Source organism: Paraburkholderia sp. GAS206C (assembly GCF_050435645.1).
GTDB classification, from domain to species: domain Bacteria; phylum Pseudomonadota; class Gammaproteobacteria; order Burkholderiales; family Burkholderiaceae; genus Paraburkholderia; species Paraburkholderia phenazinium_B.
Genome location: NZ_JBNDKR010000012.1, coordinates 252,586 through 267,392, shown reverse-complemented (window position 1 = coordinate 267,392; position 14,807 = coordinate 252,586). Strand labels below are relative to the sequence as shown.

The 14,807-nt window shown below is 64.6% G+C and carries 11 protein-coding genes; 5 read left to right on the top strand and 6 right to left on the bottom strand.

Annotated elements, in window-relative coordinates:
* Nucleotides 1-2 precede the first annotated feature (2 nt).
* Genes P3T20_RS31230 through poxB form a run of 4 tightly spaced genes read right to left on the bottom strand, consistent with a single transcriptional unit; the run spans nt 3 to nt 5,382 of the window.
* Nucleotides 3-2,153, bottom strand: coding sequence for an FUSC family protein (locus P3T20_RS31230; RefSeq protein WP_429288824.1), 2,151 nt, complete (start codon nt 2,151-2,153; stop codon nt 3-5).
* Nucleotides 2,150-3,265: a multidrug transporter subunit MdtN gene (mdtN, locus tag P3T20_RS31225; RefSeq protein ID WP_074268413.1), complete on the bottom strand. Its 1,116-nt coding sequence runs from the start codon at nt 3,263-3,265 to the stop codon at nt 2,150-2,152. The genes P3T20_RS31230 and mdtN overlap by 4 nt, the downstream gene beginning before the upstream one ends.
* Nucleotides 3,266-3,280: 15 nt before the next feature.
* Nucleotides 3,281-3,661: a YtcA family lipoprotein gene (locus tag P3T20_RS31220; RefSeq protein ID WP_083611703.1), complete on the bottom strand. Its 381-nt coding sequence runs from the start codon at nt 3,659-3,661 to the stop codon at nt 3,281-3,283.
* On the bottom strand, nt 3,661-5,382 hold the full coding sequence (gene poxB, locus P3T20_RS31215; protein WP_074268411.1) for a ubiquinone-dependent pyruvate dehydrogenase: 1,722 nt from the start codon (nt 5,380-5,382) through the stop codon (nt 3,661-3,663). The genes P3T20_RS31220 and poxB overlap by 1 nt, the downstream gene beginning before the upstream one ends.
* Nucleotides 5,383-5,846: 464 nt before the next feature.
* Between poxB and P3T20_RS31210 the strand changes: the two genes are divergently transcribed.
* Nucleotides 5,847-6,611, top strand: coding sequence for a flagellar brake protein (locus P3T20_RS31210; protein WP_074268410.1), 765 nt, complete (start codon nt 5,847-5,849; stop codon nt 6,609-6,611).
* Between the two features lie 33 nt (nt 6,612-6,644).
* Here the strand turns inward: P3T20_RS31210 and P3T20_RS31205 are convergent, their stop codons facing one another.
* Nucleotides 6,645-7,079, bottom strand: a complete 435-nt coding sequence (locus tag P3T20_RS31205; RefSeq protein ID WP_074268409.1) for a PRC-barrel domain-containing protein — start codon at nt 7,077-7,079, stop codon at nt 6,645-6,647.
* A gap of 214 nt (nt 7,080-7,293) precedes the next feature.
* On the opposite strand from P3T20_RS31205, the gene P3T20_RS31200 reads away from it, so the two are divergent.
* Genes P3T20_RS31200 through P3T20_RS31190 form a run of 3 tightly spaced genes read left to right on the top strand, consistent with a single transcriptional unit; the run spans nt 7,294 to nt 11,712 of the window.
* The gene (locus P3T20_RS31200) at nt 7,294-8,010 is read left to right on the top strand and encodes an ABC transporter ATP-binding protein (protein ID WP_074268408.1); all 717 of its coding nucleotides are present in this window, start codon (nt 7,294-7,296) and stop codon (nt 8,008-8,010) included.
* Entirely contained in the window at nt 8,003-10,570 is a 2,568-nt protein-coding gene (locus tag P3T20_RS31195) for an FtsX-like permease family protein (RefSeq protein WP_074268407.1), read from the top strand. The genes P3T20_RS31200 and P3T20_RS31195 overlap by 8 nt, the downstream gene beginning before the upstream one ends.
* Nucleotides 10,570-11,712 (top strand): lipocalin-like domain-containing protein, encoded by a 1,143-nt coding sequence (locus P3T20_RS31190; protein WP_429288823.1) that lies wholly within the window; start codon nt 10,570-10,572, stop codon nt 11,710-11,712. Before P3T20_RS31195 ends, P3T20_RS31190 begins: the two co-directional genes overlap by 1 nt.
* Nucleotides 11,713-11,752: 40 nt before the next feature.
* Here P3T20_RS31190 and P3T20_RS31185 read toward each other — a convergent pair whose 3' ends face one another.
* Nucleotides 11,753-12,718: a J domain-containing protein gene (locus tag P3T20_RS31185; RefSeq protein ID WP_429288822.1), complete on the bottom strand. Its 966-nt coding sequence runs from the start codon at nt 12,716-12,718 to the stop codon at nt 11,753-11,755.
* A 229-nt stretch (nt 12,719-12,947) separates the two neighbouring features.
* On the opposite strand from P3T20_RS31185, the gene P3T20_RS31180 reads away from it, so the two are divergent.
* A complete protein-coding gene (locus tag P3T20_RS31180) occupies nt 12,948-14,780 on the top strand; it encodes an ABC transporter ATP-binding protein (RefSeq protein ID WP_429288821.1) in 1,833 nt (610 codons plus the stop codon).
* The last annotated feature ends 27 nt before the right edge of the window (nt 14,781-14,807 follow it).

The window sequence follows — 14,807 nt, the reverse complement described above, 5'->3', positions numbered from 1 at the left end:
CGCTATCCCTGTCCGGCAACAGCCGGCAATGCTAAAGGCAGTTCATCGGTCGACCATTGCGGCAGGCCCGACAACGCAGTATCGATGCGTGCGGCCCACTCCAGCAGCGCGTTGGCAGGCGCGCCTCCCTCTTCACCTGCCGCCGCCGCGGCCACCCTTGTCAAATCGAGTGGCAGCGGCGGCACAGCGAGTGGCGGCTCGCCCGACAATTGCTGCGCATATCGCTCAAGCGACTCTGCCAGGTTTCGCTGCAATGCGCCGCACGCTTGCCTCAAACCCGCACCCGACACATTGGTGCGTCGCGCGTCGAAATTTGCCTCGATATGGAACGCGTCGCTCGCCAGCAGAATCGAGCGGCTCTGCGCGAGCACCGTTTGCGCGAGAAGCGTGACGCGGGCCGTTTCGCCCTCGCGCCAGTCGGGCTCGAGCGCAACCCGTGCGAGCATTGCTTCGCAATCGGCCAGCATGACCCAGGCGGTCGACGCGGATTGCGATTCTGCCGCCGGAGCGTCGCTTTCGACCACTTGTGCATGATTGCGAGCAACCCCTACGATCGCGCGCAGAACCTTGGCGAGTTGCAGCCGCAGCGAGTCGGCCTCGCCTTCCGGCCATAGCGACATCTGCATGAAAGTCGCAACCCCCACGCCGAGCAGAATCCCCACCAGCCGGTCGCGAATCTCGGTGAGATCGGACGGCGGCGCGAACTGCTCCAGCAGGGCGAGCGAGAAGGTGAACATGATCTGCAGGCCGGCGTAGCTGATCCTCTCGGAACCGGCCGACACCCATGCGCCCAGCGCGATCACCGGCAGACTCATCAGCAGCAGGCCCGTCACGCTTTCCAGATGCGGGATGACGAACGCAACCGCGAACAGTGCAAGACCGCTTGCAATCAGCGCGCCGCTGATGCGCAGCACGCCGTGCCGGGTCGATGCGCCGAGGCTAGGCAACGCGACGATGAGACAGGTCAGCATGATCGTGTGAATGCCGGGCCAGTTCACCGCGTTGTAGAACACATAGCAGATCAGTACCGACATCAGTGTGCGAAGCGCGAAGCGGGCGTAGAGCGGATTTGTAAAGGCATCTGCCGGCAACATCGCGGGGGCGGCGGGCGGCGGCGCGCTGGCGTGCAATTCCTGGCTGGCGGCGGCATCGGCGAGGGTTTCAATGGCTCGCTGCATCGCAGCGACTGCGGGAATCGACGGCCCCTCTTCCTCGCTGCCCGCAGCGGCTGCGCGCGGCAATGGCAAGCCTTCGGAAATCGCGGCATCGAGCGCCGCGACTTCGCCCCGAACGCGGCGGATAGCTGCAATCCCAGCCGCAGTGGACGGTTGCGCCGTGACAGGCAATCCCGCCGCTGCTTCGTACAGCCGCGACACGGCGGTCACACAGGCCAGCATCGCTGCGGCCGCAGGTCCGCTGTAGCGTTTGCGCATCGTGGAGAAGCGCATGAGTTTCTGCAACGACAACGCGCCCTGCTGCAGATCGTTCGTATTGAGCGCGACTGGCACCTCAGCGGGATCGACCAGCGCGGCGAGACGCGACTGCACTGCGCCAAGTTGCCGGTGCATGGCGGCCCGCAATTGCCGCTCAGGCTCGGCGGGCAGCAGGATCGTATTGAGGATCAGGGCCACGGCAACCGGATAGTTGACTGCCGACCATACCCACAGACAGGCGCGTACCAATGCTTCAGCGTTATCGGTTCGATCGGCGAAGCTCTGCGCATAGATGACGATCAACGCGGTGACAAAGAAAACCAGGCCGAACTTCGTGACGGCCCGCAGCAGATACGTGCAGCAAAAAAATACCGCGCTCGCGACGGCGATGCGCAGCAGCGGGTAATCGAAGGTCAACATGAACACCACGATCGCGCTGGCGATCGCACAGGTCGAGCCAATCACGATGTTCAGCGCGATCACGCGCGACAACACCACGTTCGACTGAGTGACGAAGAACACGACGATCAGCGACAGCGCCAGCTCGGGTACCTGCAGCGTCATCGACGTGACGATCACAATCGCGCTACCCAGCACGCAACGCATCATGACATTGCCGCGACCGGGAAACGCCGCCAGTTCACGTCGCAGAAACGCCGCGAAACGCGCCAGCGGGCGCGGCCACGCGAGCTCGCGCCGCGAGCCGGTCACCGTGCTCATGACTGTGCTCCGCTGGCGGCGGCCGTGTCGTGCGCGGGATCGTGCGTTGCATCTTGCGCATGAACACGCAACACCGCTACCGCCGACGTGCCGATACGGAACAGCCGCGGATCAGGATGATCGATCACGATCTTCACCGGAAAACGCTGCGCGACATGGACCCAGTTGATACTGCGCTGGATATTCGGCAAGCCGTTCGCCGTGGCGCCGCCGTCCTGCGGATCGACGCCGTAGCCGATCGAATCCACCGCGCCGCTGAAGCGAATCCCGGTGTCGCTCATCAGGTAGACCGTCGCGGGTGTGCCGGGATGGATATTGCCGAGTTCGTTCTCGCGGAAATTCGCAATCACGTACCAGTGTCGTGTATCGATCAGTGTGAAGACCGGCTTTTGTGCGGAGACGAACTGCCCGACCGATGTGGTCAACTGCACGACGCGGCCGTCGAATGGCGCCCGTACCGTGGCGTACTCGAGATTGAGCTGCGCCGACGCAATTTCGGCCTGCAACACCGAGCGTTGCGCCACCAGCGCGTCGACGCTGCTGACGGCGGCCTGCGCTTCGCGTTCCTGCGATTCGGCCGCCGCCAGTTCCGCGAGCGCGGAACGCTGTGCGGTGCGTGCGCGATCGAGGTCGTCGGCGGAAATGTAGCCCTTGCCGATCAGCGGCGCCATTCTGGCGAGCGTGTCGCTTGCCTGGTTCGCCGCGGCCTGGGCACGCACGACCGCCGACTTCGCCGCGGCAGCAGCGAAGGTCTGCGCGTTCACGCTGCGCTGGGTCAACGGAATCTGCGCATCGAGTTGCGCAAGCGAGGCCTGTGCCCGCGCCAACGTGTATTGATACGGACGCGGGTCGATCTGGAACAGCAGATCGCCCTGCTTGACCTGCTGGTTGTCGCGCACGGCCAGGTTGACGATCTTGCCGCTCACTTCCGGCGACACGCCGATGGTGTCCGCATAGGCATAGGCGTCGTCGGTGCGCGGCACCGTGTCGACGCGCCAGATCGCCGCGATGGCGGCAGCCACCACCAGCACGATCAGCAGGATCGCCGGCCAGGTGCGGGGTCGAGGTTTCGTTGTACCGGGGCCGTTTGGCGCGGTCGGATTAGAACTCATATTTCGCACCGTGTGTCACAGATTGAAGCCAATGGCCCAGAGCACAATCGAAAAGAGCACCGTCAGCGCGGGATAGACGATCGCCGGGGGCGTAAGCCAGCTACCGTAGCCATTGCGGTACGACAACACATGCACGACGGCCGTCAGCACCGTGCCTCCGATTACGCAGAACAGCCAGTCCGGAAAATACGCGCCGAGAATCCCCACCGACGGCGAGCCCGAGCACGCCGTCAGCAGCACGCACATCAGGAGGCTCAAGGCTGCCTCGCACCGGCGGCGTGCCGGCCCCTTCTGCAGGCGTGCGTCTTCCGCTGTAGCGGTGCTGGAGGGCGGCTTCGGCATGTGCGGCCCGGGTGCAGCGCAGCGCACGCGTGAACCGGTACGGGTAGCCAGCATCAGCGTGTCAGATTCACTTTCGCCAGATCGATCAGCGACTTGCCGCGGCCGTCCAGCACTGACTTCATCATGAAGAGCCCGAAATGCCACGCTTCGTCGATCGTCGTCTTGGGCGGCATGATGAGTTCCTCGCGCGCGCTGACCACATCGACCAGCGCCGGACCATCGTGCGCGAACGCTGCAGCGAGTCCCGCTTCGAGGTCCTGCGGCTTCTCGACGCGAATGCCCTTCACGCCGATCGCTTCGGCCATCTTCGCGAAGTTGGGGTTGATCAGCTCGGTGCCGGTGTCGATGAAGCCTGACGCGCGCATTTCGATTTCGACGAAGCCGAGCGTGCCGTTGTTCAGGACCACGACCTTCACGGGCAAGCCGGCCTGAACCAACGTGAGGAATTCGCCCATCATCATCGCGAAGCCGCCGTCACCGGACATCGACACGACCTGGCGGCCCGGACATGCTGCCTGGGCGCCGATCGCATGCAGCAGCGCGTTGGCCATCGAGCCATGGTTGAACGAGCCGATCAGCCTGCGCTTGCCGTTCAGCTTCAGATAGCGCGCGGTCCATGCGATCGGTGTGCCGACGTCGCAGGTGAAAATCGCATCATCCGCCGCGAGCTGGCTGACCAGACGCGTGACGTATTGAGGATGAATCGTCGTGCTCGACGGATTGCTTTCGGCGAGCGAATCCAGATCCCTGCGTGCGGTGGCGTAGTGCTCGAGCGCGCTCTCGAGATGCGAGGTATCGGTCTTTTCGTTGAGCACCGGCAGCAACGCGGCGAGCGTGTCCTTCACCGTGCCGAGCAGTCCGAGATCGAGCGAGCAGCGGTTGCCGAGCGCTTCGGGGCGCACGTCGATCTGGGCGATCCTGGCGTTGTCCGGATAGAACTGCCGGTACGGAAAGTCCGTGCCCAGCAGCAGGAGCATGTCGCACGCCTTCATCGCAGCATAGCCCGAGGCGAAGCCGACCATGCCGGTCATGCCGACGTCGTACGGATTGTCGTGCTCGATGTACTCCTTGCCGCGCAGCGAATGCACGATCGGCGCCTTGAGGCGCCTCGCCAGTTCCACGACTTCGTCGTGCGCACCCGCGCAGCCGGCGCCGCACATCAGCGTGATCTTCGATGCCGAGTGCAACATGCCCGCGAGGCAGGCGATGTCGTCGTCGTTCGGGCGCAGCACCGGCGCCGAGGTGGGCACGACCCAGGCCGGCACTTCAGCGATCGAAGGCGACAGCGCGACGTTGCCCGGAATCACGACGACGGCCACGCCGCGGCGTGCCACCGCGACCCGCATCGCGCGGGTCAGGATCTGCGGCAGTTGCTCGGCGTTCGACACCAGTTCGACGTAGTGGCTGCACTCCTTGAAAAGGCTCTCCGGGTGCGTCGCCTGGAAGTAGTCGATGCCGATCTCGCTGCTCGGGATATGTGCGGCGATCGCCAGCACGGGTACACCACTGCGCTGGCAGTCGAACAGCCCGTTGATCAGATGCAGATTGCCCGGTCCGCAGCTGCCCGCGCATACCGCGAGCTGCCCGGTCAGATGCGCCTCGGCACCGGCGGCAAACGCCGCGCCTTCCTCGTGCCGGACGTGAATCCAGTCGATCTTGCCACGCCGCCGCAGCGAGTCGGAGATGCCGTTCAATGAATCGCCAACGACGCCAAAAATACGCTTGACGCCAGCATGCTCAAGCGTGGCGACCAGGTAGTCAGCTGCGGTAGTCATGCGGTACCTCCGTGCGGACAGGTGAGTGCGAGTGAGCGGTAGACCCGGAACTGAGGCCGGCATGCCGCGTGCGTCTGGTGATAGTGCCGTGCCGCGCCTGCTGACGCTGTTCAAATCGCACGGGCTGCTTGCGATTTAGCACGGTGTGGGATCCGGGCTCTGGCGTGTATCGGCCGTAGGTTCGCCGCGTTGTCCGTCCATCGCCCACGTGGCCCGTAACAATCCTCTGGCCGTTACGTAGCGGCAGCCTTTGATGCCCGTTGCGCCGCCGCTGTTGCATTGCCTCGCAAGTCCCGTCCCACAAGGCTTTTCGCCCTGCTCCCCGCCATCGAAGATCACCCTTCATTCACATGGCACGATCCCTGCAGTACAGCCTGTAGAGACGGACGCCGGCGTGGTTTTCTCCCGCGTTCATCGACTAGAAACGAGGCCGTACCAGGGCCGCAACGTCCACGGGGACCACGATGATTGACGACCTTTTGCTCGATTCCGACCTTGCCGAACCGGCGAGCGATATTCATCCGGACTTCGCGCAACGCCACCCATTGCAGATTGCGGTGTGCCTTCGCAAGCTCGTATCAGGCGGGGACTTCGTCACGGCGGAATTCGATGGACGGCAGATCGTCACGCAGGTGCTCGAGGTCGACTCGCGCAACGGCCGTTTTATTTTCGATGCCGGTAGCGTCACCGCCGACAACCGCAGCTTGCCGGGTGCGAAGAAGCTGATGTTCCGCAGCGTGCCCGGCGGCATTCGGGTCGAGTTCGCCACGGACGCGGCCGAGGCAATCGTCTTCGAAGGACGGCTTGCTTTCGAAGCGCCGTTCCCTGCACTCCTCTACTACGTCCAGCGTCGTGAATATTTCCGCGTGCAAACGCCCGCACTCGATCCGTATGTCGTCAGCGGACGTTACGCGGACGGCGATTCGTTCAAGGTGGAGATGCAGGATCTTTCGTTGGGCGGGGTTGCGCTGCGAACCGCGAATGCGCGCTTCGGCACGCTCGACGCAGGCTGTGTCTTGACGGATGTCACATTGCAGCTTGGCGACTTCGGTACGCTCAGGCTCGATCTGGAAATTGTCGCGCCCAGGCACTTTACGAGTACGGGTGGCGAGCGGCGCTTCGTGATGGGCTGCAGGTTTACCGCGCTACCCGGGCCTGCCGAACGGATGCTTCAGCGCGTCATTACGCAGCTTGAAACGCGGCGCCAGGCGCTGGTGCCGCGCGAGTGAACGCGGCACCATTCGACGGTATTGTGGCAAGGATTATTGCGGGCTAACCTTGTGCGGCTTGGTCGCCTTCTCGAGCTTGTTGTACTGGAATTCAGGCAGGTTTTTCAAGGCTTCTTTGGTGGCGCCCGCCAGATAGAGATTGCCGTTGCGGATGTCGAAGCGGTCGATCGGAATGGCCACGTAATGGATACCCATGCCGAGGAAGCCGCCCACCGATAGCACCGCGTAAGTCGCCTTGCGATCGGGCGCAATGATCAGGTCATAGATCTTGCCGATATTGTCATTGGCATCGTTGTAGACCGGTTCGTCGACCAGCGCCTTGCGTACGCTCCAACCGTGCAGCAGACCATTGGTTTCCTCCACCGAGCCGCCGAGCGGTTGAACGCCGGCAATCTGCGCCTGCGCGAGTGGCACTGCGCAACAGGTGAATACGAGCGCGCCGGCGCATACGAGTGTCTTTGCTTTCATCTTCATATCCTTAATCTGGGTCAAAGGCGTTTCGCCAACAGGCGAAGTACCGGGTAGCACACGCCATGCCCACGCCTCATGCGGCGGCCGTTGCCGGCGCCGCGCACGCCGATCGGCCGCGCCGGGTAAGATGGCAAACGCGATGACAAACGCAAAGACAAGCGCGATGGCGCCGCCCGCTTCCCTTCCCCTGAACTGAACACCACCGATACCGATGCGCGTTCGCGATGAATGCCCTGCTCCGGCGCTTGAATGCCGACGATTGAGCAAAGCCTACGGGACCGCCCGCGTGGTCCTCGCACAGCTCGACTTTATGCTCGACCCTGGCGAATTCGTAGCGATCATGGGCGACTCGGGGGTCGGCAAATCGACGCTGCTCAACCTGATCGCAGGGCTCGACGCGCCCGATAGCGGCGAGGTCCTCATCGATGGCACGCTGGTCTCGGGTCTCGACGACGATGCAGCGACCCGCCTGCGCCGGCAAAAGCTCGGCTTCGTTTTCCAGGCGTTTCATGTGCTGCCGCATCTGACGCTCGCGCAAAACGTCGCCTTGCCGCTGCTGCTCAACAATTTGCCGCCGGCCCATGCTGTTGAAATGCTGGCTGCAGTCGGCCTCGCTGGACGCGGCGACGATTTCCCGCGGCAGTTGTCCGGCGGCGAGCTGCAGCGGGTGGCGATCGCCCGCGCGCTGGTGCATCGTCCGCGGCTGATTCTGGCGGATGAGCCCACTGGCAATCTCGACCCGGATACGGCTCACGAAGTGCTCGCCCTGTTTCGCGCCGAAGCCAAGGCGAACGGCGCGGCGACCATGATGGTGACGCACTCCGTCGCGGCCGCGGCCGTCGCGGACCGCGTGCTGATCCTCAGTGAGGGTGGCCTGCATCCCGCTGGGCATGCCGACGTGCAGCAGGTTCGTTCGTCTCATGAGTGACGCCTTGCGGCCGGAGTCTGCGCCCGTGAGCGGCAGTCGACGGCTCGCCCGTTGGCTGCTCGAGGCGGAGTGGCGCAGTCAGCGCGGGCGCGCGATTGTCGCCGTCATGACGATTGCGCTGGGTGTGGCGCTCGGGTACGCCGTGCAGCTGATCAACAGCGCGGCGTTCAACGAATTCTCGGCAGCGGCCCGGAGCCTGTCCGGCCAGGCCGACCTGCAGGTGCGCGGCGCGCAGCCTACTTTCGATGAGTCGTGGTACCCGCGGCTTGCCGATGAACCCGGCGTCGCGCTTGCCAGCCCCGTCCTCGAACTGGACGCGACCGTGCCTGGCCAGAATGCACCGCTCAAGGTGCTGGGCATCGACGTTTTCAAAGCCAGCCAGATCGCGCCGGACCTGGTCGGGGTGCCTGCGTCGCAGCGTCCCATGGATACCCTCGCCGACGACACCCTCTTTCTTTCGCCAGCGGCCCAGCAATGGCTAAACACCGCGACCGGCCAGCACATCTCCCTGTTGAACGGCACAGCCAGTGTGCCGTTGCGCGTCGCAGGCGGCCTCGTCAGAGCCAGGCCGGGTCAGCGCATTGCCGTGATGGATATCGCCGCCGCGCAGTGGCGTTTCGGCAGGCTCGGCAAGTTGTCGCGGGTCGACCTTGAACTCGAGCGCGGCGTCGACCGCGAACGCTTCAGACGCGAACTGCAGGCGCGGTTGGGCAATCAACTGGTTGTGTCCGAACCGCATGACGTCGAAAGCCGGACCGACCGTCTGTCACGCGCTTACCGTATCAACATGAATGTGCTGGCGCTAGTGGCGCTGTTCACCGGGGCATTTCTGGTGTTCTCGACCCAGGCGTTGAGTGTCGTGCGGCGCCGATCGCAACTGGCCATGCTGCGGGTGCTCGGCTTCACGCGCGGTCAGTTGCTGCGGCAGATCCTGATGGAAGGCGCCGTGCTCGGCGTGCTTGGATCAATTGCGGGCCTTGCGCTCGGTTACGCGTTGGCAAGCGTCGCGTTGCGCTTTTTCGGCAGCGACCTGGGTGGCGGCTATTTCCCAGGCGTTCGGCCTGGTGTCAGTTTCGAACCGATCGCGACAGCGATTTTTCTCGCCTTGGGAATTGGAGTCTCCGTGCTTGGCAGTCTCGCGCCTGCGCTCGAGGCAGCACGTGCCCGACCGGCTGCCGCCCTCAAGGCCGGCAGTGAAGAAGGCGCGTTGGCGCGGCTCGCCACGCCGTGGCCTGCGCTCGGCTGCCTCGCGCTGGCGGGGGTGTTCACGCAGATGCCGCCCGTTTTCGAGGCGCCGGTTCTTGGCTACCTCGCGGTCGCGCTTCTGCTCGTAGGTGGCATTGCGTTGATGCCGCGCTGCACGGCCGTGTTGTTCACGGCCCTCGGTCGTTCGCGCGTGGGACGTCAGGCGAAAACCACCAGCGCGCTGTCGCTGGCACGGCTTGCCAATGCGCCCGGACAAGCGTCGGTGGCGATGAGCGGCGTGCTCTCGAGCTTCGCGCTGATCGTCGCAATGGCGATCATGGTGGCGAGCTTCCGCGTTTCCGTCGACGAATGGCTCGAACATCTGCTGTCCGCCAACCTGTATGTGCGAGTTGCGCCGAACGGCGACACCGGTGTGCTGAACCTCGCCGATCAGGCAAGCATCGCGGCAACAGCCGGCGTGAAGACCGCGGCATTTACGCGTGCGTCACAACTCACGCTCGATCCCGCACGTCCCGCAATCGTTCTTCTCGCCCGCGAAATCGACGCAGCCGACCCCGGCGCCAGTCTGCAAATGTCCGGGCCCGTGCTGCTTCCATCCGCACTGCATGGCGAGACGCCGGTGTGGGTGTCCGAGGCCATGGTCGATCTGTATGGCTACCGGCTCGGCGAGCATGTCGAACTGCCGGTCGGGCAGGACAACGAGGCGTTCGTCGTGGCCGGCGTGTGGCGCGACTATGTGCGTCAGACCGGCGCGATCGAATTGCGGCTGGCCGACTATCGGCGCCTGACTCACGACACGGGCGCCACCGATGTGGCGATCACCGTCGCGCCGGGCGCCGACATCGATCGGGTCATCGCCGCGCTGCGCGCACTGCCGTTCGGCGACGCGCTGCAGTTCGCGCAACCCGGCGAGATTCGCGCCCGCTCGCTGACCGTCTTCGACCGCAGCTTTGCCGTCACGTATCTGCTCGAAGCGGTCGCCATCGTCATCGGGCTGTTCGGTGTTGCGGCGACGTTCTCCGCGCAAACGCTCGCCCGCGCGCGCGAGTTCGGCATGCTGCGCCACGTCGGCGTGACGCGCGCGCAGATCATCGCCATCCTCGCCAAGGAGGGCGGCATGCTGACGGCGCTTGGCATCGCGATGGGCTTTGTCCTCGGCTTTGCCATCAGCCTGATTCTCGTGTTCGTGGTCAACCCGCAGTCGTTTCACTGGAGCATGTCGTTGCACATGCCGTGGTTCGTCTTGAGCATGGTGGCTGCGGTGATGCTGGTCGCTTCGTGCGCAACCGCCGTGGTGGCGGGACGCCGGGCAGTCTCCGTCGATGCGGTCCGCGCCGTAAAGGAGGATTGGTGATGCGGCACAGAGTCCGAACCGTGTCGAGTATTGCGTTGTTCATGTTCTTTCTCGGCATAACGATTGCCATGCCCACGATAGCCGCGTCACCCGGGTTCGCCGCGGTCACGCCCGGTCAGGCGCTGGCGTTTCCAGCGGATACCGGCGCGCATCCCTCGTTTCAGACCGAATGGTGGTACGCCACCGGCTGGCTCGACACACCGGACGGCAAACCGTTAGGTTTCCAGATTACTTTTTTCCGCTCGGCCACCGGTGACGACACAGCGGATCCGAGCGCGTTCGCGCCTTCACAGCTGATCATCGCGCACGCCGCGCTGAGCGATCCGGCTTTCGGCACACTCGTACACGACCAGAAAATCGCCCGGCAGGGTTTCGGCCTCGCCTATGCCAAAACCGGCAATACCGACGTCAAGCTCGACACATGGAGCATGGTGCGCGCGACCGATGGCCGCTACCTGGTGCATGCCGAAACCCGCGAGTTTGCGCTGAACCTGTCGTTCACGCCGACGCAGCCCCTGCTGCTGCAGGGGGACCACGGCTACTCGCAAAAAGGCCCGCTTCAGAGCGAAGCCAGTTACTACTACAGCGAGCCGCAGCTGCGCGTCAGCGGCAGCGTCTCGCGGCCCTCGCACCCGACGGGACGCTCAGGCACCCCCACGTCAGTAAGCGGCGTGGCATGGCTCGATCACGAATGGTCCAGCACGATCCTGAGCCCCGATGCGGCTGGGTGGGACTGGCTCGGTGCGAACCTCGCCGATGGCTCTGCATTGATGGCGTTCAAGGTGCGCGGCCGCAATGGCGGGTCCGTCTGGGCGCACGCGGTGCTGCGCGACGCAAGCGGCAAGCTCACCACGTTCGACCCGGCCCAGGTCGATTTCGTCCCGCAGAGAACGTGGCGCTCGCCGCGCACGAATACGCTTTATCCGGTGGCCGAAACCGTCAAGACCGGTACGCTCACGTGGCAGCTCGAACCCTTGCTCGACGATCAGGAAATGGACGCCCGCGACTCGACCGGCTCTGCTTACTGGGAAGGCGCGGTGACCTTGAAGCGCGGCGGCGCAAACGTGGGCCGGGGCTATCTGGAGCTAACCGGCTATCAGAAGCCGTTTGAACTTCAGAACCCGACGAAGGCTGCGCGGTAGTGCTGCTCCTTGCCGTTGTCCTGATGCGGCCGTCGGCTGATCAAAGCCCTGCCAGCGTGCCCCACAACTGCTGTTTGAGCTTGCCCGTCGCTTCGTCCGTGTTCTCGTAGGGTTGCCCCTGCACGGTCACGATGCGCCAGAACGACGCGTCGATATGGCGCAGCTCCACATGCGTTTTCATCGTGGGGTCTGACTTTAGGCGGCCCTCGGCAATCCAGCTTTCATGACCGTCGACCGTATCGCGCGTCCCTGGCACGCCGAGCGGCATCGTCGACGCATTGTTGCGCAGGTACGCGGGAATGTATCGGCTGAACCCCACGTCCGGCAGAACCTCGCGCGCGAAGACGACCGCGGCGCGGCCGGTCGGGTCGGTGAAGGTATAGATCGGCTCGCCGTTTTCGGTTCTGGTTACCGAGAGCGTCCAGACGCCATCGATCTGCACACTCGCACCGGTGACAGGATTAGTCCATCTGGCGGCGACATTGGCGTGCGGTGCCGCGCTCGCAATGGTCCGATGAACCGGCAGGCGATGGTTCGCGTGCCAACCCGTCCACGCCGCGGCCAATACGATGGCAACGCAAACAACAATCCTGAAGGCGCGCGCCCGAGCCGACTCCTTCGTCTTGCCCTGCTGGGAAGTGGCCGCTTCGGGTGCTGTGTGCCGCCTCTGGTTGAACGTCGAAGCCCTGGCGGACGCCGCGAAGGACGGTTCCGCCCTGCCGTTGCGCTCGCGCGGCGAAGGGTACGCCGGCGCCGCATCGGGCGGCGGCCCCTGCACTTTCGGCGCTTGCTGTTCGTGCGCCGAAAGTTCGCGGTCGTACGCCTTTCTGCGCTCCGGGTCGCCCAACACCGCGTAAGCCTCGTTGATAATGCGCATGACGCGCTGTGCATCCGGACTGGTATTTTTGTCGGGATGGTAACGCTGGCTGAGGGCCTTATAGGCGGCCCGGATCACCTCGGCCGGCGCGCCGCGCGTGACCTTGAGATTGTCGTAATGGGTATGCATGTGCTTTCCGTGGCGATTCTTCCCCGCATCGACAGCATATCGGCTCAAAAACAGATTGCTTGAATGGCGCGGCCATGCGAGCCCTTACCGCTTTGCGCGCGACGGGCACGCCGGTTGCTGACGCCTTCCGTGGTGTGCCGTTTCACCAAGCCTTTCCGCTTGCAGCAACCGCCCGATTGTATCGGTGCGCAGCCCTGCCGGCCCCGTAAAAACGACGGAGCAACAGGCAATGGAAATTCCCGAACCGACCCGCCGGCGCCATATTCGCCATGCGCGCCGGCGCGCGCGCTCGAGCGAGATGTCCCGTTATGCCGGCAAGCCGATGGCTCTGCTATGGCGCTACATCGCCCGGCGCAAGGTTTCCCATCTGATCGTGCTGGTGAGTGTGCTTGCCGCGGTCGGGTGCGCGCTGGCCTCGCAATGGGGCATCAAGAATCTCGTCGATGCGTTACCTTCTGGCCGCACCCATCCAGCTGTCGTAATGCGGGCCTTCGTGATCCTCGTCGGACTGATTCTCGCGGACAACCTGTTCTGGCGCGTCGGCGGCTGGATCGCCGCGCGGACTTTCGTCACGGTGACCGGCGATATCCGGCGCGAGATGTTCGCCTATCTGACCGCTCACCCACCCGCGTTCTTCGCCGACAAGCAGCCGGGCGTCCTCTCGAGCCGCATTTCCGCCACGGCGAACGCGGCGTACATACTCGAAAACACCGCTTCGTGGACGGCGATACCGCCGTGCCTTACGGTAATCGGCGCCATCATAATGGTTGGCGCCGTCAGTGTGCCGATGAGCGCCGCGCTGGTGGCGGTCTCCGGCATTCTCGCTTTCGGCGTTTACGTCCTGGCGAGCCGCGGCACTTCGCGGCACCATGCCTTCGCTGCGCGGGCAGCAGCGGTGGATGGCGAACTGGTGGACATCATCGGCAACATGGGGCTCGTGCGTGCGTTCTCAGCCATCGGGAGGGAACGTCGACGCCTCGACGAGCAACTGGGCGTTGAGACCAAAGCGCGTACCGGCAGCCTGCTTTACCTCGAAAAGCTGCGTCTGCTGCATGCAATCGCCACGGCGATCCTTTCCGCTGGCATGCTCGGCTGGACCCTCTGGCTATGGAGCATGGACCGCGCGACGACGGGCGACGTCGTGCTGATCAGCTCACTCGGCTTCGCGATTCTGCACGGCACACGCGATCTGGCGGTCGCATTCGTGGATCTGACGCAGTACGTGGCGCGCCTTGGCGAAGCCTCGGCCATCCTGCTCGCGCCCCACGCGATGCCTGAGCACCACGACGCGCCGCCGTTGCACGTCACCACCGCAACCATCGATTTCAACAACGTCACGTTTGCCTATCCGGGGCGCCGGCCGGTGTTGAACGGCCTGAACCTGCAGATCCGCGCGGGCGAGCGCGTGGGGCTGGTCGGTCCGTCGGGCGCCGGCAAATCGACGATCCTTGCCCTGATCCAGCACTTCTACGAACCGGCGTCCGGCACCGTCAGCATCTCGGGACAGGACATCTCGAAGGTCGGCCAGGACAGTCTCCAGGCCGCGATTTCGATCGTGCCGCAGGATGTCTCGCTGTTCCACCGGACCTTGCTCGAAAATATCCGCTATGGGGTGCCGAAAGCGAACGAGGCGGATGTCAAGCGCGCCTGCGAGGATGCCAACTGCATGGACATCCTCAGCGCGTTGCCCGACGGGCTCGACACCGTAGTCGGAGATCGCGGCACCAAGCTTTCCGGCGGTCAACGGCAGCGGATCGCCATTGCGCGCGCCATTCTGCGCGACTCGCCGATCCTTCTGCTCGACGAAGCCACGTCGTCGCTCGACTCGGCCTCGGAAGCCGCGATCCAGCTGGCGCTCGAACGCCTGATGCAAAACCGCACGGTGGTCGCCATCGCCCACCGCCTGTCTACGCTGCAGAGCTTCGACCGGATCGTCGTGGTCAATCGCGGCCGCGTCGTCCAGGACGGCTCGCCCTCTGAACTGGCGACCGTCCCCGGCATCTACCGCGATACGCTGACGCGCCAACGCAAGCGCAGCACTCCGCCGCCAGAACTGGCGTGACCGGTTGACCGGACCCCGGGGGCGCTG

Coding starts and splice junctions, on each gene's coding strand:
- P3T20_RS31200 (WP_074268408.1), top strand. CDS start 7,294: ATGCGCGTTCGCGATGAATGCCCTGCTCCGGCGCTTGAATGCCGACGA.
- P3T20_RS31230 (WP_429288824.1), bottom strand. CDS start 2,153: ATGAGCACGGTGACCGGCTCGCGGCGCGAGCTCGCGTGGCCGCGCCCG.
- poxB (WP_074268411.1), bottom strand. CDS start 5,382: ATGACTACCGCAGCTGACTACCTGGTCGCCACGCTTGAGCATGCTGGC.
- P3T20_RS31190 (WP_429288823.1), top strand. CDS start 10,570: ATGCGGCACAGAGTCCGAACCGTGTCGAGTATTGCGTTGTTCATGTTC.
- mdtN (WP_074268413.1), bottom strand. CDS start 3,265: ATGAGTTCTAATCCGACCGCGCCAAACGGCCCCGGTACAACGAAACCT.
- P3T20_RS31185 (WP_429288822.1), bottom strand. CDS start 12,718: ATGCATACCCATTACGACAATCTCAAGGTCACGCGCGGCGCGCCGGCC.
- P3T20_RS31205 (WP_074268409.1), bottom strand. CDS start 7,079: ATGAAAGCAAAGACACTCGTATGCGCCGGCGCGCTCGTATTCACCTGT.
- P3T20_RS31180 (WP_429288821.1), top strand. CDS start 12,948: ATGGAAATTCCCGAACCGACCCGCCGGCGCCATATTCGCCATGCGCGC.
- P3T20_RS31220 (WP_083611703.1), bottom strand. CDS start 3,661: ATGCTGGCTACCCGTACCGGTTCACGCGTGCGCTGCGCTGCACCCGGG.
- P3T20_RS31195 (WP_074268407.1), top strand. CDS start 8,003: ATGAGTGACGCCTTGCGGCCGGAGTCTGCGCCCGTGAGCGGCAGTCGA.
- P3T20_RS31210 (WP_074268410.1), top strand. CDS start 5,847: ATGATTGACGACCTTTTGCTCGATTCCGACCTTGCCGAACCGGCGAGC.